A 19807-nucleotide genomic window follows, 5' to 3' on the forward strand; every position below is an offset into this window, starting at 1 on the left:
TCGGAGCGGGTCGCTGGGTCGAGGTGCGGTGGTCGTGGGCTGTCGGCGTGCTCGATCGGTGCCGCCGGACGGTGTCCGCCGCGGGTCGGCCGGCCGTTCGGTCTGGAACGTCCCTGCGGTTGGGGGTCCCGGACGTGATCGCGAGCATCGGAGCGGGTCGCTGGGTCGAGGTGCGGCGGTCGTGGGCTGTCGGCGTGCTCGATCGGTGCCGCCGGACGGTGTCCGCCGCGGGTCGGCCGGCCGTTCGGCCTGGAACGTCCCTGCGGTTGGGGGTCCCGGACGTGATCGCGCGCATCGGAGCGGGTCGCTGGGTCGAGGTGCGGTGGTCGTGGGCTGTCGGCGTGCTCGATCGGTGCCGCCGGACGGTGTCCGCCGCGGGTCGGCCGGCCGCTCGGTCCGGTCCGCCCCAGCGACCTGGGTTCCCCAGCGGGATCACGCCCCTCGGGACGGGCCCGTTGTGCCGTGCGGGCGTGTCCGATCAGCGTCGCCGGGGCACCGCCGTCCCGAACCGCACCCCCGACCGCGTCCTGGACCGCACCCCGGACCGCGTCCCGGACCGCACCCCGGACCGCGTCCCGGACCGCACCCCCGACCGCGTCCCGGACCGTGCCCGGGGCCGCGTCCCGGACCGCGTCCTCGCTGAATCCGGCCGGCCGGATTCGATCCCCGCCCCAGGAGCCCCCGAATGATCGCGCGTGCCGGGACGGGCCCGTTGCGGCGGCTGGTGGTGTTGCGGCACGCCAAGTCCGCGTGGCCCGACGGGGTGCCCGATCACCGGCGGCCGCTCGCCCCGCGCGGGCGACGGGACGCCCCCGCCGCGGGCCGGGCGCTCGCCGAGGCCGACCTGCTGCCCGACCTAGCGCTGTGCTCCACCGCCGTACGCGCCCGACAGACCTGGGAGCTGGCCTTCGCCGAGTGGGGCACCCCGCCTCCGGTGCGCTACGAGCCGCGGCTGTACGCGGCCGACGTACCGGAGCTGCTCGCCGCCGTGCACGAGACGCCCACCGCCGTGGAGACGCTGCTGCTGGTCGGCCACAACCCCGGGCTCGAGGAACTGGTGGTCGAGCTGGCCGGGGACAGCCTGGACGACGCGTTGGAGCAGGTGAGGGTGAAGTTCCCCACCTCCGCCGTCGCCGTCCTGGCCTGGCGCGGCAGCGACTGGACCGCCCTGACCCCCGGTACCGCCCTGCTGACCTGGTTCACCGTGCCCCGGGGAAAGAAGCGCTGACGGCGCCTGGCATAGGCTGACCGGATGCAGGACGAGTACCGCACAGTGGCCCACGCGGGCGTGCACGAGACCGACGTCAACCGCTCCCGCTTCCTGTGCGCCCTCGCCCCGGCGGCCACCGAACAGGAGGCCCAGGACTTCATCGCGGCCGTCCGCAAGGAACACGCCGACGCCACCCACAACTGCTACGCCTACGTCATCGGCGCCGACGCCGGCATCCAGAAGGCGAGCGACGACGGCGAACCGGGCGGCACCGCGGGCGTCCCCATGCTCCAGATGCTGCTGCGCCGCGACATGCGGTACGTCGTCACCGTCGTCACCCGCTACTACGGCGGCGTCAAGCTCGGCGCGGGCGGCCTCATCAGGGCCTACGGCGGTGCCGTCGGCGAGGCCCTGGACAGCCTCGGCACCCTCACCCGCCGCCGCTTCCGCCTTGCCACCGTCACCGTCGACCACCAGCGCGCCGGGAAGATCCAGAACGACCTGCGCGCCACCGGACGCGAGGTACGGGACGTGCGCTACGGCGAGCACGTCACCCTCGACATCGGCCTCTCGGACGCCGACGTGGACGCCTTCCGGTCCTGGCTCGCCGACGCGTCCGCGGGGACGGCCCGGTTCGAGCTCGGGGGAGAGGCCTACGGAGACGCATAACGGATGGAATCGGGCGCAACGGGCGTCGCCCGGTGCGGTCATGACGGGCTGATACGGGAGTAACCGCCCGTGATGTCAGACCCGGCCGTTAGTCTTCGGGGATCATGAGGCTCCTGCACACTTCCGACTGGCATCTGGGCCGGGCGTTCCACCGCGTGAACATGCTCGGCGCCCAGGCCGGGTTCATCGACCACCTCGTCGCCACCGTGCGCGAGCGCGAGGTGGACGCGGTGCTCGTGTCGGGAGACGTGTACGACCGCGCGGTGCCGCCGCTCGCCGCCGTGGAACTGTTCGACCGGGCCCTGCACCGCCTCGCCGATCTCGGGGTGCCCACGGTGATGATCTCCGGCAACCACGATTCGGCCCGCCGGCTCGGTGTCGGCGCCGGGCTCATCGACCGCGCGGGCATCCATCTGCGCACCGAACCCTCGGCGTGCGGGACACCGGTGGTGCTGGCCGACCGTCATGGCGAGGTGGCCTTCTACGGCCTGCCCTACCTCGAACCGGCCCTGGTGAAGGACGAGTTCGCGGTGGAGAAGGCAGGGCACGAGGCGGTGCTGGCCGCCGCGATGGACCGCGTCCGCGCCGACCTCGCCGCACGCGCGCGCGGCACCCGTTCCGTCGTACTGGCGCACGCTTTCGTCACCGGCGGCGAGGCCAGCGACAGCGAGCGGGACATCACCGTCGGCGGGGTGGCCGCGGTCCCGGCCGGCGTCTTCGACGGCGTCGACTACGCGGCGCTCGGGCATCTGCACGGCTGTCAGACCATCACCGAGCGCGTGCGCTACTCCGGCTCCCCGCTGGCGTACTCCTTCTCGGAGGCCGACCACCGCAAGACCATGTGGCTGGTCGACCTGGACGCCGACGGCGTCGTGACGGCCGAGCGGATCGACTGCCCCGCGCCGCGCGCCCTCGCCCGGATCCGGGGGGAGCTGGCGGACCTGCTCGCCGATCCGGCCCTCGCCCGGCACGAGGACGCCTGGATCGAGGCCACCCTCACCGACGCGGTCCGTCCGGCCGACCCCATGGCCCGGCTCACCGAGCGCTTCCCGCACACCCTCAGCCTCGTCTTCGACCCCGACCGCGCCCCGGACGACCCGGACGTCTCCTACGCCAGACGGCTGGCCGGACGCAGCGACCAGCAGATCGCCGAGGACTTCGTCGCCCATGTGCGCGGCGCCGGACCGGACGAGGACGAGCAAGGGGTGCTGCGGGACGCGTTCGACACCGTGCGCGCGGACGCGGTGGTGCGGGAGGTGGCCCGATGAGGCTGCACCGCCTCGACATCACCGCTTTCGGCCCCTTCGGCGGCTCCCAGAGCGTCGACTTCGACGACCTGTCCGCGGCCGGACTGTTCCTGCTGCACGGCCCCACCGGCGCGGGCAAGACCTCGGTGCTCGACGCCGTGTGCTACGCGCTGTACGGCGCGGTGCCCGGGGCCCGGCAGAACGGCCAGGGCCTCACCCTGCGCAGCGACCACGCCGCGCCGGGCACCCGTACCTCCGTCACCCTCGAACTGACCGTCGCCGGACGCCGGCTGGAGATCACCCGGCAGCCGCCCTGGGAGCGCCCCAAGAAGCGCGGCTCGGGCACCACCCTGGACAAGGCACAGAGCGGGCTGCGCGAGTACGACGCCACGACCGGCGCCTGGAAGGACCTCAGCCGCTCCCACCAGGAGATCGGCGAGGAGATCACCCAGCTGCTCGGCATGAGCCGCGAACAGTTCTGCCAGGTCGTGCTGCTGCCCCAGGGCGACTTCGCGCGCTTCCTGCGCGCCGACGCCGAGGCGCGCGGCCGACTGCTCGGCCGGCTCTTCGACACCCACCGCTTCGCCGAGGTCGAAAAGCGCCTCGCCGAGCGCCGGCGCGCGGCCGAGGCGGAGGTCCGCGAAGGCGACGCCGCCCTGCTGGCCGACGCCCACCGCATGCAACAGGCGGCGGGCGACGCCATGGAGCTGCCCGACCTGACGCCGGGCGAACCGGGACTCGCCGAGGCCGTCCTGAGCGCCGCCGCCGTGGCCCGGAGCACCGCTCGCGAGGAACTGACCGTCGCCCACTGCCGCCTCGCCGCCGCCGAGTCCGCCCAGGCCGGCGCCGAGCGCGCACTGGCCGACGTACGCGAAACCGCCCGGTTGCAGCGCAGGTTCGCCGAGGCGCGGGAGCGGGCGCGGTCACTGGAGGAGCGCGCCGACGGCCACCGCGCGGCGCAGGCGCGGATGGAGCGGGGCCGCAAGGCCGAGGCGGTGGCCCCCGCCCTGGAGCTGCGGGACGCCGCCGAGGCCGAACACCGGCGGGCGTCGGCGGCCGGGGCCCACACGCGTGGCCTGCTGCCGGCCGCCTTCGCCGACGCGGGCGCCGCCGGACTCGCGGCCGCCGCGCGCCGGGCCGCCGAGGAGCTGGGCGGCCTGGACTCGGCCCGCCGTGCCGAGCGGCGGCTGGCCGAACTCGCCGAGGAGCGCACCGGGCTGGACCGCCAGGAGCGGGCCGACGAGGACATCCTCCAGGAAGCCGAGAGCTGGCTCGCCGGGTGGGACGCGACCCGCGCGGGACTCCAGGCGCGGATCGACAGCGCCCAGGAGGCCGCCTCCCGCGCCGAACAGCTCGCCGTCCAGCGGGAGTCCGCGGCCGTACGGCTCAAGGCGGCCAGACTGCGCGACCAGTTGGCGGAGGACACCGACACCGCCGCCGACGGGGCCCGCCGTGCGCAGGACGACACGCTGGCCGCCAAGGCGCACTGGCTGGAGGTGAAGGAGCGCCGCCTGAACGGTATCGCGGCCGAACTCGCCGCCCAGCTCACCGACGGCGAGCCCTGCGCCGTCTGCGGCGCCACCGAGCACCCCGCGCCCGCCCGCAAGGACGCCGGGCACGTCGACCGCGAGGCCGAGGAGACGGCGCTTGCCGCGTTCCAGGCCGCGGAGGAGCGCCAGGCCGAGCGGGAACGGCGGCTCGGCGTCGTCCGCGAGGCGCTGGCCGCCGCCACCGCCGAGGCCGGGGACACGCCCACCCCCGCACTCGCCGACGAGGTCGCGGAGCTGGAGCGCCTGTTCGCCGAGGCCCGCCGGGACGCCTCCGCGCTGCACCCCGCGCACGAGGAACTGCGCCGCGCCGAGCAGGAGCACGAGCGGCGGGTGGCGGCACGTCAGCAGGCGGAGGTCAGGGCCGCCGCGCGGATCGGCCACCGGGACCGCCTGGACCGCGAACGGGACTCCCTGGAAGCGGTGTTGACCGAGGCGCGCGGCGCCCTGGACAGCGTGGCCGCCCGGGCCGCCGAGCTGGAGCGCCAGGTCGCTCTGCTCACCGACGCCGCCGACAGCGCCCGCGCCGCCGAGGACAGCGCGCAGCGGCTCAAGGCCGCCGACGCGCGCCTCGCGGACGCCGCGTTCCGCGCGGGCTTCCAGACACCGCAGGCCGCCGCCGACGCCCTCCTGGACGACACCGCCCACCGGGAACTGCAACGGCGCCTGGACGCGTGGCAGTCCGAGGAGGCCGCCGTACGAGCCGTGCTCGGGGAGGCCGACACGACGGCCGCCGCCCAGCGACCCGCCGCCGACCTGGCCGGGGCGGAGGAGGCCGCGGCCGAGGCGGGCCGGAGGCTGCGGGCCGCCGCCTCCGCGCGGGACGCCGCCGAGCGGCGCTGCGCCGAACTCGACCGGCTCTCCGCCCGCTCGACCCAGGGCGCACGGCGGCTCGCGCCACTGCGCGCCCAGTACGACCGGGTTGCCCGCCTGGCCGCCCTCACCGCGGGCACCTCGGCGGACAACGAACGCAAGATGCGCCTGGAGTCCTACGTCCTCGCCGCCCGCCTGGAACAGGTGGCCGCCGCCGCGACCGTACGGCTGCGGCGCATGTCGTCCGGCCGGTACACCCTCGTCCACTCCGACGACCGCGCCGGACGCGGCCGCAGCGGTCTCGGGCTGCATGTCGTCGACGCCTGGACCGGGCGCGAGCGGGACACGGCGACGCTCTCCGGCGGCGAGACCTTCTTCGCCTCGCTGGCCCTCGCCCTCGGCCTCGCGGACGTCGTCACCGACGAGGCCGGCGGGGTGCGCCTGGACACCCTCTTCATCGACGAGGGCTTCGGCAGCCTCGACGACCAGACCCTGGACGAGGTCCTCGACGTCCTCGACTCGCTGCGGGAACGCGACCGCAGCGTCGGCATCGTCAGCCACGTCGCCGATCTGCGGCGGCGCATCCACGCCCAGCTGGAGGTCGTGAAGGGCCGCTCGGGATCGACCCTGCGGCAGCGCGGCGCCGGCTGAGCGGCTACCGGCCCAGCGGTCGGCGGGGCAGCGGGGAGGAGTAGACGACGGACGTGGTCACCGAGCCGAGCGCGCCGATCTTGCCCGAGACCTCCTCCAGGTGGCGCATCGAGCGGGCGGCGACCTTGATCACGAAGCAGTCGTCGCCGGTGACATGGTGCGCCTCCAGGATCTCCGGCGTCACGGCCACCAGGTCGTGGAACGGCTTGTAGTTGCCGGTCGGATACCGCAGCCGGACGAAGGCCAGGATCGGCAGGCCCAGCTGCTCCGGCGCCACCACGGCCGAGTAGCCCTGGATGACACCGGCTTCCTCCAGCCTGCGCACCCGCTCGGTGACCGCGCTCGCGGACATCGACACGGCCCGCGCCAGCTCGGCGAAGCTGGCCCGGCCCTCGCGCTGGAGGACATCGAGGATGCGCCAGTCGGTGGCGTCCGGTGAATACGTGGTCATGGCCGGAGCTAACAGGGGATTCCCCGGCCGATCAAGAGGAGTGCCGGGGATCGGCCCTTCAGGGAGTTGATCTTCGGGCCGTAGATTTCTGGTCAGGAGCCTTCGGGGCAGCCGTGACCGCGGCGACCGCGAGGCCGAAGGAGCGACCACGGAAGGGCTCGATCATGAGCAGCGTCACCACCGCCGTCAACCCCGTCCTGCGGGTGGCCCCGGCGGACCCGGCCGCGGCCGCCGCCTACTTCCGCGCCAGCCTGGTCTTCCACGCCGACGTCTCCGACGTGGCCGCCGCCCTGGCGGCCGACGGCGACCCCGGGTTCGTCGTCCTGGACTCCCGGTCCACCGCCTCCTGGGACCAGGGCCACATCCCCGGCGCCGTCCACCTGCCCACCGCGCTCATCCCCGAGCAGGCCGAGCAGCTCCTCGACAAGTCCGTGCCCGTCGTCACCTACTGCTGGGGCCCCGGCTGCAACGGCGCCACCCGGGCCGCCCTCGCCCTCGCCGAACTCGGCTTCCAGGTCAAGGAGATGCTCGGCGGCTTCGAGTACTGGGCCCGCGAGGGCTTCGCGTACGAGACCTGGCAGGGCCCCGCTCGCGGCGCCGCCGACCCGCTCACCGCGCCGGTCGACAGCGAGGACTGCGGCTGCTGACAGCGCCCGCCCACAGGTGCCGGGGACACCGATTCCGTACGCCGGCCCGGCGAGGGGGTTGCCGGGGCTGTCGAGGGCGGCGGCCCGGTCCGCCTCGTCGCGCGGCTCGCGCCGGACGAGGCGGACCGGGCACCGCTCAGGCGGGCGGCTGCCGCCGCTCGGTCCGGTTCACAGCCGGGCGAGTTCGTCGACCAGGTCGTCCAGGCCCAGCGAGCCCTGCGAGAGGGCCGCCATGTGCCAGGCCTTGAGGTCGAAGGCGTCGCCCTGGCGCTCGCGCGCCTTCTCGCGGCCCAGCAGCCAGGCCCGCTCGCCCAGCTTGTAGCCGATCGCCTGCCCCGGAATCGTCAGATAGCGAGTCAGCTCGCTCTCCACGAACTCCGCCGAGCGGCTGCTGTGCGCACCGAAGAACTCCTCGGCCAGCTCCGGCGTCCAGCGCTCACCCGGGTGGAACGGCGAGTCCGCCGGAATCTCCAGCTCCAGGTGCATGCCGATGTCGACGATGACGCGGGCCGCGCGCATCATCTGCGCGTCGAGGTAGCCGAGCCGCTCCTCGGGGTCAGTGAGGAAGCCCAGCTCGTCCATCAGCCGCTCCGCGTACAGCGCCCAGCCCTCGCAGTTGGCGCTGACCTGGCCGACGGTGGCCTGGTAGCGGGAGAGCCGGTCCGTGACGTGCACCCACTGCGCCAGCTGGAGGTGATGGCCCGGAACTCCCTCGTGGTACCAGGTCGACACCAGGTCGTAGACCGGGAAGCGGGTCCTGCCCATCGTCGGCAGCCAGGTGCGGCCCGGACGGGAGAAGTCCTCGCTCGGACCGGTGTAGTACGGGGCTGCCGCGCCGCCGGGCGGGGCGATACGGGACTCCACCCGGCGCACCCGCTCGGCGAGCTCGAAGTGGGTGCCGTCCAGCTCCTCGATCGCCCGGTCCATCAGGCCCTGGAGCCAGGCCCGCACCTCGTCGACGCCCTCGATGTGCCGGCCGTGCTCGTCGATATGCCCGAGCGCCACCCACGGCGTTTCGGCGCCGGGCAGGATCTTCTCCGCCTCCTGCCGCATCTCGCCGAGGAGACGGTGGAACTCGGACCAGCCGTACGCGTACGCCTCGTCCAGGTCGAGATCGGTGCCGTTGAAGTAGCGCGCCAGCCGGGCATAGCGCTCCCGGCCCACCGTGTTCGGGGCGCCCTCGATGGCCGGGGCGTACACGTCCCGCATCCAGTCCCGCAGCTCCACCACGGCCGCGGTCGCCCCGCGGGCCGCCTTGTCCAGCTCGCCGCGCAGCGCCTCGGGGCCCGCGGCGGCGAAGTCCTCGAACCAGCCCCGGCCCGCACCGGTGTCCGCCCACTCGGTGAGCTGCTGCAGGAAGGTGGCGGTCGGACGCGGTGCCGCGTACAGCTTGCGCTCCAGGCCCAGCGTGAGCGACTCGCGGTAACCGGCCAGCGCCGCGGGCACCGCGCGCAGCCGCTCGGCGATGGCCGCCCAGTCCTCCTCGGTCTCGGCCGGGGTGATGGCGAAGATCTCCCGCACCGAGTGCGCGGGCGTGCCCAGGTTGCCGACCGCGCGCAGGCCCTCGTCGGCCTCGTGCACGGCGAGTTCGGCGGTCAGCCGTTCCCGCAGCAGGCGGGCGCACCGGCGCTCGATGTCGCTGTCCGCGCCGGGCTGCCGCTCGGCCTCGTCGAGCCGTGCCAGGGTGGCCCGGGCCAGCTCCGCCAGCGCTTCCTGGCCGGCGGGCGAGAGGTCGGGCAGACGGCTCGAACTCTCCTTCACACCGAGATAGGTACCGGTCACGGGATCGAGGGCGATGAGGTCGTCGACATAGGCGTCGGCGACCGCGCGGGGCAGCGGGCTCTTGGTCTCTGACATGCGGACCATCCTCGTACGGCGCCCGCCGGGCGTCACCCGGATTGAGCCGAGGGCGAAGGCGGGAGCAGCGGGCCGCACTCCCACTGCTGGAAGATCAACCGGGTTTCCACGCGCGCCACTTCCCGCTGCGAGGTGAACTCGTCCAGAACCAGCCGCTGAAGATCGGTCATGTCCGCCACCGCGACATGGACCAGGTAGTCGTCGGGACCGGTGAGGTGGAAGACGGTCCGCGACTCCGGCAGGGCCCGGATCCGGTCCACGAACGGCCCGACCAGCTCCCGCCGATGCGGTCTGACCTGCACGGACAGCAGCGCTTCCAGCCCACGCCCGAGCTTCGCCGGGTCCAGCCGCAATTGATGGCCGAGAATCACCCCCGCCCGCCGCAGCCGGGTCACCCGGTCGAGGCAGGTCGACGGCGCGACCCCGACCTGCGCGGCGAGATCCCGGTACGTCGTCCGGGCGTCGTTCTGCAACAGCCGCAGCAGGTGAAGATCCACCGGATCCAGTACGACAGTTTCGGCCACCGGCCGAACGTAGCACGGTGTTCGCCTCCCGTGACCCGGTCGGCGTTCACTCTTCCGCCCATGGAGATCCCTGTGCGCTCGAGAGCTCTGGCCACCGAAGCCGTGCACGCCGGCCGCGACGACCTCGCCGGTCTGGGCCTGCACGCCCCGCCGATCGACCTGTCCACGACCTACCCCTCCTACGACAGCCGCGGCGAGGCCGCCCGCATCGACGCGTTCGCCGAGACCGGCGCCGACCCGGACGGACCGCCCGTCTACGGACGCCTCGGCAATCCGACCGTCGCCCGCTTCGAGACCGCCCTGACCCGGCTGGAGGGCACCGACTGCGCGGTGGCGTTCGCCAGCGGCATGGCCGCGCTGAGCGCGGTGCTGCTGGTACGGGCCTCGATGGGCCTGCGCCATGTCGTCGCCGTACGCCCGCTGTACGGATGCAGCGACCACCTGCTGACCGCCGGTCTGCTCGGCTCGGAGGTGACCTGGACGGACCCGGCCGGCATCGAGGACGCGCTGCGTCCCGACACCGGCCTGGTGATGGTGGAGTCCCCGGCCAACCCGACCCTCGCCGAGGTCGACCTGCGTGCCGTCGCCCACGCCTGCGGCTCGGTCCCGCTGCTCGTGGACAACACCTTCGCCACCCCGGTGCTCCAGCGCCCCGCCGAGCAGGGGGCGCGCCTGGTGCTGCACAGCGCGACCAAGTACCTCGGCGGACACGGCGACGTGATGGCGGGCGTGGTGGCCTGCGACGAGGAACTGGCCGGACGCCTGCGGCAGATCCGCTTCGCCACCGGCGGGGTCCTGCACCCGCTCGCCGGCTACCTGCTGCTGCGCGGCCTGTCCACGCTCCCGGTGCGGGTCCGCGCGGCCTCCGCGACCGCCGCCGAACTGGCCGGCCGCCTCGCCGCCGACCCCCGGGTGACCCGGGTCCACTACCCGGGCATCGGCGGCGCGATGGTCGCCTTCGAGGTGGCGGAAGACCCCCACGAGGTCATCGCCGCGGTCCGCCTGATCACCCCGGCGGTCAGCCTCGGCAGCGTGGACACCCTCATCCAGCACCCGGCGTCCATCAGCCACCGCATCGTGAACGAGGGTGACCGAAGGGACGCCGGGGTGAGCGACCGACTGCTGCGCATGTCGGTGGGCCTGGAGGACGTGGAAGACCTCTGGACAGATCTGGACAACGCCCTGGGCGGGAACCCACCTAGGGGCGCGGGGAACTGCGCGACAAGCCACAGAACACCCGCACCCGCCATACGGCATTAGCTCCTACGGCGCGCGGCCTCTTCCACACCCACCCGCACCTGCGAGGCGAGCCTGGCCGTGATCACCAGCGTGCCCTCCTCGATCTGGTAGTCGAGCGGCAACCCGAGCCCTCGCATGGCAGCCACCATCCCGGTGTTCGACGACTGAGTCACCGCGTACACGCTCTCGCACCCGGCCTCGACAGCCATCCCCACCAGCCTGCGCAGCAACTCCGTCCCGATCCCGCGCCGCTGCCACGCGTCCTCGACCAGCAGCGCGACCTCCGTCTCGTCCCCGTCCCACAGGAGGTGGCCGAGTCCCACGATCCGCCCGGACGCCGTCCGAACCGCGAGCGTCCGCCCGAACCGCGGGCTGAGGAGGTGGTTCAGATACCGGTCCGCGTCACCTACGGGCCCGTGGTACCGCGTGCCCAACGTCCGCGACGAGCACCGCTCGTGCATGGCCTTCGCGGCCTCGACATCGCCGGTGTCGGCCCGCCGGACGGTGATGTCGCTGCCCTCCTGCAGCGTCAGCACGTCCTGGCTGCGCGGCACCCGGGGGCCGAGCCGGGCGTCCAGTTCCACCAGGGCCCGCGCCCGCGCGAACTCGGTGGGGGTGAACGGCAGATAGGGCCGCTCCACGGTGATCACTCCGCCCTCGGGGGCCCGCAGCCGCATCACGGTGTCCTCCAGGACGCCCTCCACCGGAACGCCCTCCGGCGCCCGTCCGGCGACCGGCGCTGCGGGCAGCTGGCGGATGGTGCAACGGCCCAGCAACTGCCGCAGCGCGAGCGGCAGTTCCGCCGCGTCCAGGGCGGTGCGGGTGGCGAGGCCCAGGACCCGGGTCGGCGCGTCCACCAGGTCGTGGGCATCGGCGCGCTCGGTCCAGGTGCTGGTGCCGCCCGCCCGGGAGACGGCCCGGGTGATCTCGGCGACCGGGAGGTCGCCGGGGGCGCGCAGCAGGAACTCGTCCACCGTGCCGTCGCCCAGCGGATGGGTCTGGAGGCTCAGGATGTCGACCCGCCGCTCGGCGAGGGCCGTGCAGAGCACGGCCAGGGATCCCGGCTCGTCCTTCACGGTCGTCCGCATCCGCCACAGCGTGCTCTCGCCGGGGGTGCCCCCGGCCGGCTGCTGCGACGAAGGGTCCGACGGCCCGGCCTGCCGCTCAGCGGCGGGCCGGGCACCGGTATCGTCCGTCGGCGGTGCGTGGCCGTGGCGGCGTGACCACCACGTGTGGAACGCGGCCGTGGCGACCAGCAGGACCGCCGACACCAGCAGCAGCTCCGGTCCGTCCGGGCCGTGCCCGACCAGGTTGGCCACGGCGTCCGCCACCGCGACGGCCGTGAAGAGCGCGGCGAGTTCGATGACGTCCCGCCGCCAGTGGTGGACGGGGCGCCCGTGCTTCGCACGCGTCACATCAGACATGTCTCGACTCATGCAGCCACTGTGAAGGAATGGTGTTGCGTGATCACGAACGCTTTGTGTCCGGGCGGTAAAGATCGATTCTGCACCTTTTGTCGTTTCTGTTGCTGTTGTGTCGCTGGCGTCGGCCGACCTCCGCCTCCTGCCCGGTCGTCCGCCCGTGTCCACGCCGGGCCCCGGGCATACGGCGTAGTGGGCTACGTCAGGCGGCCACTTCCGTGACCAGCGTGCTGCGCAGCCGACGGGCCTGGGCCACCAGACGGGAGGAGCCGCCCCGCCCGGCCGTCTGCGCCAGGTGCGGCACCTCGCCCCGCGCACCGGCCCGCTCGGCGCAGTCCGCCGCCAGGGCCAGCAGATCCGCGAGCCCGCGTGGCGGGGCGGGCGGCCGGTCACCGGCGAGGCCGGCGAGCAGGGCGGGCAGCGTGTGCCGGAGTATCTCCCAGACCGTGGAGTTCGCCCCGGTCGCCGCCGCCGTCCGCACGGACTCCACGAGCCGCACCGGCTTGACCGCCCCCCTGCCCATCAGCTCCCCGAGGTCGGCACCCAGCCGCTCCGCGTCGAGCTGTCCCCGTGCGGCCAGCACCAGCAGGGCGTCCACGGCGGCGAGCCGGTCCTCCTCGTGCCGCGCGCCGAGCGCGTACGCGACGCCCAGATGCAGGGCGGGACCTGCCGCGCCGTCCGACTCGGCGAGCCGGGGGAGTATCCCGGCGGCGCCCCGGGTGTCGTCCACGGCCAGCGAGGAGAAGTCCCGCAGCAGCCGGACCGCCACGAGTTCGCGCCGCTCGGGCAGCAGGGCCGTCCAGTGCGGGCGCAGGTCGGCGTCCCAGTGGTAGCAGCGCCAGCGCTCCTGGTAGACGGTCACCGGTCCGCCCAGGGGCTGGAAGTCCGGCGGGAAGTCCTGCTGCAGCTCCGCGAGTTCGCCGGACTCCAACAGGACCCGGGGCCCCACGGTGCGCCGTCGCACGGGTGGCAGGGCCGGCCCGTCGGCGGTGAGCCACTGTGCCAGACGCGTGCCCTCGGGGCTGCCGAGCGCCGCCGCCCGCTGCGCGGCTGCCCCGGCCGCCGTGTGGTCCTGGCGGCGGACCCGCAGCAGTGCCTGGGCGAAGTCGGCGGGCACCACCCGGACGCCGAGCTCGCGGTAGCTGCCGAGCCGGGTGACCAGCTCGTCAGGCTCGAGAATGCCGGTGCTCCAGGTGGGGGTGGACAGGAGGAAGGGCGGCGGATCGGCGTGGACCCGGTGCGCGATCTCCCATATCCGGGCGTTGAAGGCGCGACCGAGAGGGCTGTGCACACAGCCCGCCCCGGACAGCGGGTCCTGGAGCGGCGCACGGAAGCCCTCACCCGGTGACGTGCGCAGCAGGCCCGCGAGGACGACCTCCAGATGACGGTGGCCGAAGAAGCTGCTCGCATGGACGGTGTCGGCGGTGAACCAGCTCAGTCGGCTCACCACCGGTTCGAGGGCTTCCCGCAGGGCGCGCGGGTCCCGGTGGGCATGGCGCACCAAGCCGTCGAGGGTGCGCTCGAAGGCGACCATGTCATCGGCGCCGCCCGCCAGCAACGCCCCCACCTCTTCGGCGAGTTCGGCCGCAGACTCCGCGGCGGGCGCCAGGCGCAACGGCACCGGTACCGGTGGCAGCGCCTCCTCGTACCCCTGCGTCGGGACGGGGACGCTGCCCAGGGCCTCGGCCACCCGGGCACGCAGGACCGGACCGGCCTGTTCGGCGCCGGCGAGGAGTACCTCCCGCACTCGCGGGTCGCCGATCCTCGGCGCGTGCCGCTCCACCAGCTTGACCGCGCGTTCCCGCACCTCGGAGTCCGGGTGCCCGAGGGCCTGTGCCAGGGCGGGCAGCAGCGCGTCGACCCCGGAGGCGTCCTGGGCGAGGACCTTGCCCAGCAGCACGAGCTGGGCCCGCAGCAGCTTCTTCTCGGTGCGGAACAGCACCGCCTCCGACATCTCCGCCAGCCGCCGGGGCGGGAGTTCGCCGGCCAGGGCGAGCCCGGCCAGTACCGACTGGGCGTGCCCGGCGACCGGGGAGGCGGCGTCCGCCGCGAGCGCCGTCCAGTCGGCCACCCGCTCCCGCTCCTCCTGAGGGGTCGGGGCCAGCGCCTGCAACAGCTGGAGGAACACCCGCACGTCGGACGCCCGGCCGCCCCGCAGCAGGCGCGCCACACAGCCGTCCAGCATCGACTTGCGGTCCAGGGTGCCGTCCTCGGTGAGGCGGGCCAGGGACGCGGGCCAGCTGTTGTGTCCCTCCCCGGCGATCCAGCCGAGCACCGAGCCGATGTCCTCGATCTCGAAGAGCGCGGCCACGAGCTCCGCCAGCTGCGGCTCCTGACGGAGCCGGTCGGAGAGGGAGCCCAGGCGCGCCCAGGTGCTGCCGACGTGCCTCAGCCAGCCCTGGAGGTACGCGTCGGTCGTGGGCACCGGGCAGGCGGCCAGCCGTACCAGGCCCGTCATCAGCTCGAAGGGGACGCGGGCACCGACCGGACGCCGGGCGAGCCGGTGGATGACATCGGCGATCCAGACGAGGTCCCGGTCGGCGAGGGCGTCGACCAGCCGGGCCGGCGAGGCGGACGCCCAGAGGAAGTCGGTCGCCGCCAGCCAGTTCGCCACGGCCGCGGCCCCGGTCTGGCAGGCGGCGCCGGCCAGATGCAGGGCGGGCAGGATGCGCTGCCCCCGCTCGCTCCAGCGGTCCGGACGCAACTCCTTGCGCAGCGCCTTCAACTCGGGGAAGATGTCCCGCCGTTCGGCGTCCGTCATCCCGTCCAGCAGGCTCGCCACCTCGGCGATCCGTCCCGCCCGTACCGCGTCCATCAGCGAACTCATCGCACACCCCCGTCGACTCGTGCCGTCGCCGCTGCCGTCCCCTGCTCAGCCGCGGCGCCGCGCCGCACCATCCGTACCGCCAGGGCGTGCTTGCAGGGTCCGCGCCCGCCCCGGTACTTCCCCCACCACAGGCAGGTGCAGCTCAGCACCCCCGCCTCGTCCCGCACCCGGTGCAGATGGCCGTCCTCCGCGGTCACCGTGCCGAGGGCGCCGTCCAGGGCGACCGCACCCGCCGCCACCAGGGCCCGGGCGGAGCGCAGCCGGGGATTGTGCCGCTCCACGCGCGCGGAGTCGTACGGCAGCTCCCGGTGGAAATGGGCCGCCTCCGCGGTGTCGTAGCCGACCCGGCCCGAGGTGCCCAGGCGGACCAGGGCCGCGCGCACCCGGTCGGGGGCGAGGCCCGAGGCGGCGGCGAGGTCGGTGACGTCGATGCGCGGCTCCCAGGAGAGGAGCACCGAGATCAGCTCCGCGTCCCCGGCGGCCTCGTCGGTGGCGAGCGCGTCGAGGACGCCGCCCTCGCCGGAGAAGCCGCGGGAGGCGTCGGGCGACAGGGTGAGGGTGAGCCGCATCCCCGGGAGCACCATCTCCCAGGCACTGGCGGTCGCCGCCGAACCCGCGCCGACCGCGGGGCCGTACACCCGCAAGGTGGTGGCGTGCCGGAGGACCCGCTGGAGCGCGCTCAGCCGCTCCGGGCCCGGCAGACAGACCGCGCCGGGCACCGCGCGGGTGGTCGGGCGCAGTCCGCGGCCCGCCGGGACCACCCAGCGCGGACCTCCCACCGCGCCGCGCGGTCCGGCCTTCGGCAGCGCGCGCAGGAACCGCACCGCCTCGGCGGCGGGCAGTTCGGCGCGCAGGTCGAAGCCGGCGGCGATCACCTGGGACTCGGCGAATCCGCGCAGCCAGCGGTCGGGGAGCGGGACCTTCTTCTCCACCACCGGCCCGTCCAGCGTGGTCACCGTCAGGTCGTCGGGACCGACGCGCAGGTGCAGCGGATCGTCCGTGCCGATCCTGGACAGCGCCTCGCGCAGCGGGTTGTTGACGTCCACGTTGGTCGTGCCGTGGCCCACCTCGTCGCCGTCCAGGCCCGCCGTCAGCACGTCGAGCCGGGCGTATACGCCGCCGCAGCCGGAGAACGACTCGAAGCGCAGCCGGTCGCCGTTGCCGGTCACCACCGGATCGAGCGAGGCGCGCAACTGCCGCTGGAAGTAGCGCGCCGCCGCCACGTCGGCCACCGCCAGCAGCCCGGCGGAAGCCGCCTGAGGGGCCGTCAGGAACCCCGTGAAGAAGCGGGGATGGTCGGTGGTGCCGGTGGGCGTCGCGCCCCGTGAGGTCTCCAGGCCCAGGCGCCGGCCGTCCGCGGTGGAGTCCAGCACGGAGGGTCGGCGATAGGCCACTGCGTGCAGTGATCGCGTCATGGGAAAACCGTAGAGGCCACCACTGACAACCGGTTCCCACCTGCGAAAACGCCCTCAGCGAGGCCGTCTTGAAGGTGCCGCGCGCCGGGGGATGACGCCGGTGCGCGACACGGGTGAAGGGTACGCCGCCTACTGGCCGACCCGCCCCGGCTGGAGCACCTGGGTGAACAGCACGGTGCCGTCCTGCTCGCGCAGCCGTACCGTCAGCTCGCCGCTGTCGCCGTCGATGTCGACCTCGCCGAAGAACTGGTAGCCGTCGGCGGGGGAGACGTTGGCGACCGCCGGAGCCTTGAGGAAGACCCGCTCCGGCCCGAAGGTGTTGTCGAGCGCGTTGGCGGGGAAGGAGCCGGCGTTCAGCGGACCCGAGACGAACTCCCAGAACGGTGCGAAGTCGGTGAACGTGGCCCGCGAGGGCTGGTAGTGCTGCGCCGAGGTGTAGTGGACGTCGGCGGTCAGCCAGACCGTGCCGGTGATCCGCCGGTGCTTGATGAACCGCAGCAGCTCGGCGATCTGCAGCTCCCGGCCGAGCGGGGCGCCCGGGTCGCCCTGCGCGACCGCCTCGATGTTCGGCTTCCCGTCGCCGGTGTCCGGCACCACCAGGCCGATCGGCATGTCGGAGGCGATGACCTTCCACACCGCCCGGGAGCGGGACAGCTCGCGCTTGAGCCACTCCAGCTGCTCCTGGCCGAGGATGCCCACCGGATCGGTGGTCTGGTCGTCCGGCGAGTTGGCGTTGCGGTAGGTGCGCATGTCCAGCACGAACACGTCCAGCAGCGGGCCGTGGTGCTGGGTGCGGTAGACGCGGCCGTCGGGGCGGCGCAGCGTGGAGATCGGGTAGTACTCCGCGAACGCTTGCCGGGCACGGGCGGCGAGCACGTCGACGCGCTTCTCGGTGTAGCGGGAGTCGCCGAGGATCTCGCCCGGGTACCAGTTGTTGGTGACCTCGTGGTCGTCCCACTGGATGATCGAGGGGACCCGGGCGTTGAAGGCGCGCAGGTTCTCGTCGAGCAGGTTGTAGCGGAAGTTGCCGCGGAACTCCGCCAGCGTCTCGGCGACCTTCGATTTCTCCTCGGTGGTGATGTTCCGCCAGGTCCGGCCGTCGGGCAGGGCCACGGTCGGGCTGATCGGGCCGTCGGCGTAGATGTTGTCACCGCTGCAGAGGAAGAAGTCCGGGTCGAGGCCGGCCATCGTGTCGTAGATGCGGAAGCCGCCGAGGTCGGGGTTGATGCCCCAGCCCTGGCCCGCGAGGTCGCCGGACCAGACGAACCGGACACCGTCGCGCCGCCTGGCCGACGCGGTGCGGAAGGTACCGGTCACCGGCTCGCCGGTGCGGCGCGGGTCGTCGGGGTCGGCGAGCAGGACTCGGTAGTGGATCTGCTCGCCGGAGGGCAGCCCGCGCAGCCGGGTCGTACCGGTGAAGTCGGTGCCCGCGCCGAGCAGGGGGCCGTGCCATCGGCGCGGGTTGCGGAAGGACTCGGTGGCGGACGTCTCGACGATCATCCGGGCGGGCCGGTCGGAGCGGACCCACACCAGGCCCGAGTCCGCCGTCACATCGCCCGTCTGCACGCCCCAGGCCGCCTCGGGCCGCCCGGACAGCGCGAACGCGGGCGCCGCGCCGAGCGCGGTGGGCAGGGACAGGGCCGCGGAGGCGGCGAGCGAGCCGCGCAGAACGCTGCGGCGGCCGGGGAGCGGACGGTGTGACATGGATGAGCCTCCAGGACGGGATCCGGCCAGTGTGCAGTGCCACACCTACTGGGGCGCCGCAGCGCCCACGGAAACCGCAAGTGAACAACTGACCGCCGGGACAGAGGAACCGGCGGCCGGTTCACACCGCCTCGGCCATGGCCCGCACGCCCTCCCGGATCCGGGCCGGGGACAGGTGCGCGTACCCCAGGACCAGCCGTACGTCGTCGTGCTCCCCGCGCGCGTGTGCGCAGTGGGAGAGCAGGCGCACGGCCACGCCGGCCGCGGCCGTGCGCGCCAGGAAGTCCTCCTCGGGCCCGAACCGTTTCGGCAGGAGGGCGATCACATGCAGCCCGGCGGCGATGCCCGACACCCGGGACCCCGGGAAGTACTCCTCCAGCGCGGCGACCAGGGCGTCGCGCCGCTCCCGGTAGGCGCGCTGGCAGCGGCGCAACTGCCGGTCGTAGTCCCCGCGCTCCACGAACCGGGCGAACAGCGCCTGGTCGATGGTGGGATGGCCGAGATCCATCGTCCGCTTGCGCTCGACGACGTCGTCGGCGAGCGCCTCCGGGACGAGCAGCCAGCCGAGCCGCAGTCCCGGCGCGAGCGACTTGCTGACCGAGCCCGCGTAGGCCACCCGCTCCGGGTCCAGGCCCTGCAGCGCGCCCACCGGAGCGCGGTCGTAGCGGAAGTCGCCGTCGTAGTCGTCCTCCAGGACGAATCCGTCCACGGACCGCGCCCAGTCCAGCAGTTCGGCGCGGCGCCGCGCGGAGTACGCGATCCCGGTCGGGTACTGGTGCGCGGGGGTGGTCACCACGGACCGGGTGTCCGAGGCCCGCAGCGGGTCGAGGGCGAGGCCCTCCTCGTCCAGGGGCAGCGGCACGGCGGCGACGCCCGCGGCGGCGTAGAGCGCGTTGTGCTGGGGGCTGCCGGGGTCCTCCACGCCGACCGTGCGCATCCCGCGCGCGTGCAGCGCGAAACCGAGCAGCGTCGTCGCCTGCGCCACCCCGGAGACGACCACCAGCCGCTCCGGGTCCGCGACCACACCCCGTCGCCGGGCCAGCAGTTCGGCCAGCGCCGTACGGAGCCGGGGCAGCCCGCGCGGGTCGGGGTAGCCGAGGTCCTGGTGCGGCAGCTCGGCCAGTACGCCCCGCTGCGCCGCGGCCCAGGCGGCGCGCGGGAACAGCGACAGGTCGGGGGTGCCGGGCACGAAGTCGGCCCGGGCGCCCGGAGAGCGCGGCGCGAGGTCGTGCGCACGGGGCCGCGCCGACCGTACGGCACCGCCCACCCAGGTCCCGGCGCCCCGGCCGCTGCGCAGATAGCCCTCCGCCGTGAGCTGCTCGTACGTTTCGGTGATCAGCCCCCGGGACACCCCGAGGTCGGCGGCGAGGTCGCGGCTCGAGGGCAGGCGCGTTCCCGGAGTGAGCTGCCCGGAGCGCACCGCCTCCCGCAACGCGGCCTGCAACGCCCGCCCACGCGCGCGGGCCGGCGCGGAGGCGGCGGGCAGCAGCAGTTCCCACGCGGCCGAGCCCGTGCCCGTCCGGGCCGCCCCCGTGTGGTCATCCGGATTGGTCTGTGACGCCGTCATGAAAGTGGACCTTAATCC

15 protein-coding genes are annotated in these 19807 nt (G+C 74.3%); 7 read left to right on the forward strand and 8 right to left on the reverse strand.

The window, feature by feature from the left end; all coding sequences use genetic code 11:
• The first annotated feature begins 470 nt into the window (after positions 1-470).
• The 5 genes from ACFYW5_RS15865 (at position 471) to ACFYW5_RS15885 (ending at position 6137) form a co-directional block, all read left to right on the forward strand.
• The gene (locus ACFYW5_RS15865) at positions 471-689 is read left to right on the forward strand and encodes a hypothetical protein (RefSeq protein ID WP_389417565.1); all 219 of its coding nucleotides are present in this window, start codon (positions 471-473) and stop codon (positions 687-689) included.
• Positions 686-1228 (forward strand): SixA phosphatase family protein, encoded by a 543-nt coding sequence (locus tag ACFYW5_RS15870; protein ID WP_389417566.1) that lies wholly within the window; start codon positions 686-688, stop codon positions 1226-1228. Before ACFYW5_RS15865 ends, ACFYW5_RS15870 begins: the two co-directional genes overlap by 4 nt.
• A gap of 24 nt (positions 1229-1252) precedes the next feature.
• Entirely contained in the window at positions 1253-1879 is a 627-nt protein-coding gene (locus ACFYW5_RS15875) for a YigZ family protein (protein ID WP_389417567.1), read from the forward strand.
• Positions 1880-1983: 104 nt separating this feature from the next.
• Complete coding sequence (locus ACFYW5_RS15880; protein ID WP_389417568.1) at positions 1984-3147, forward strand: exonuclease SbcCD subunit D; 1164 nt, start codon at positions 1984-1986, stop codon at positions 3145-3147.
• Complete coding sequence (locus ACFYW5_RS15885) at positions 3144-6137, forward strand: AAA family ATPase (protein WP_389417569.1); 2994 nt, start codon at positions 3144-3146, stop codon at positions 6135-6137. The genes ACFYW5_RS15880 and ACFYW5_RS15885 overlap by 4 nt, the downstream gene beginning before the upstream one ends.
• A 4-nt stretch (positions 6138-6141) precedes the next feature.
• On the opposite strand, the gene ACFYW5_RS15890 is transcribed toward ACFYW5_RS15885, so the two are convergent.
• Positions 6142-6588 carry an Lrp/AsnC family transcriptional regulator gene (locus tag ACFYW5_RS15890; RefSeq protein WP_389417570.1) on the reverse strand — a complete coding sequence of 149 codons (447 nt, stop codon included), beginning with the start codon at positions 6586-6588 and terminating at the stop codon, positions 6142-6144.
• 164 nt (positions 6589-6752) lie between these two features.
• Between ACFYW5_RS15890 and ACFYW5_RS15895 the strand changes: the two genes are divergently transcribed.
• On the forward strand, positions 6753-7235 hold the full coding sequence (locus ACFYW5_RS15895) for a rhodanese-like domain-containing protein (protein WP_389417571.1): 483 nt from the start codon (positions 6753-6755) through the stop codon (positions 7233-7235).
• A 168-nt stretch (positions 7236-7403) separates the two neighbouring features.
• Here the strand turns inward: ACFYW5_RS15895 and ACFYW5_RS15900 are convergent, their stop codons facing one another.
• Positions 7404-9092 carry a DUF885 domain-containing protein gene (locus ACFYW5_RS15900; RefSeq protein WP_389417572.1) on the reverse strand — a complete coding sequence of 563 codons (1689 nt, stop codon included), beginning with the start codon at positions 9090-9092 and terminating at the stop codon, positions 7404-7406.
• A 32-nt stretch (positions 9093-9124) separates the two neighbouring features.
• A complete protein-coding gene (locus ACFYW5_RS15905; protein ID WP_389417573.1) occupies positions 9125-9616 on the reverse strand; it encodes an Lrp/AsnC family transcriptional regulator in 492 nt (163 codons plus the stop codon).
• A 60-nt stretch (positions 9617-9676) separates the two neighbouring features.
• Here ACFYW5_RS15905 and ACFYW5_RS15910 point away from each other — a divergent pair, with 60 nt between their 5' ends.
• Positions 9677-10876, forward strand: a complete 1200-nt coding sequence (locus tag ACFYW5_RS15910; RefSeq protein ID WP_389417574.1) for a trans-sulfuration enzyme family protein — start codon at positions 9677-9679, stop codon at positions 10874-10876.
• Here the strand turns inward: ACFYW5_RS15910 and ACFYW5_RS15915 are convergent.
• The 5 genes from ACFYW5_RS15915 to ACFYW5_RS15935 all read right to left on the reverse strand — a co-directional run bounded on the left by ACFYW5_RS15915 (position 10873) and on the right by ACFYW5_RS15935 (position 19789).
• Positions 10873-12279, reverse strand: coding sequence for a GNAT family N-acetyltransferase (locus ACFYW5_RS15915; RefSeq protein WP_389417575.1), 1407 nt, complete (start codon positions 12277-12279; stop codon positions 10873-10875). The genes ACFYW5_RS15910 and ACFYW5_RS15915 overlap by 4 nt on opposite strands.
• Positions 12280-12478: 199 nt before the next feature.
• Positions 12479-15103 carry a DUF6493 family protein gene (locus ACFYW5_RS15920; RefSeq protein ID WP_389417576.1) on the reverse strand — a complete coding sequence of 875 codons (2625 nt, stop codon included), beginning with the start codon at positions 15101-15103 and terminating at the stop codon, positions 12479-12481.
• Positions 15100-16518 (reverse strand): SWIM zinc finger family protein, encoded by a 1419-nt coding sequence (locus ACFYW5_RS15925; RefSeq protein ID WP_389417577.1) that lies wholly within the window; start codon positions 16516-16518, stop codon positions 15100-15102. Before ACFYW5_RS15925 ends, ACFYW5_RS15920 begins: the two co-directional genes overlap by 4 nt.
• 129 nt (positions 16519-16647) lie before the next feature.
• The gene (locus tag ACFYW5_RS15930) at positions 16648-18222 is read right to left on the reverse strand and encodes an alkaline phosphatase D family protein (protein ID WP_389417578.1); all 1575 of its coding nucleotides are present in this window, start codon (positions 18220-18222) and stop codon (positions 16648-16650) included.
• 121 nt (positions 18223-18343) lie between these two features.
• Entirely contained in the window at positions 18344-19789 is a 1446-nt protein-coding gene (locus tag ACFYW5_RS15935; RefSeq protein WP_389417579.1) for a PLP-dependent aminotransferase family protein, read from the reverse strand.
• Between the last annotated feature and the right edge of the window lie 18 nt (positions 19790-19807).

It is taken from the genome of Streptomyces sp. NPDC002779 (genome assembly GCF_042888685.1).
Taxonomy (GTDB): domain Bacteria; phylum Actinomycetota; class Actinomycetes; order Streptomycetales; family Streptomycetaceae; genus Streptomyces.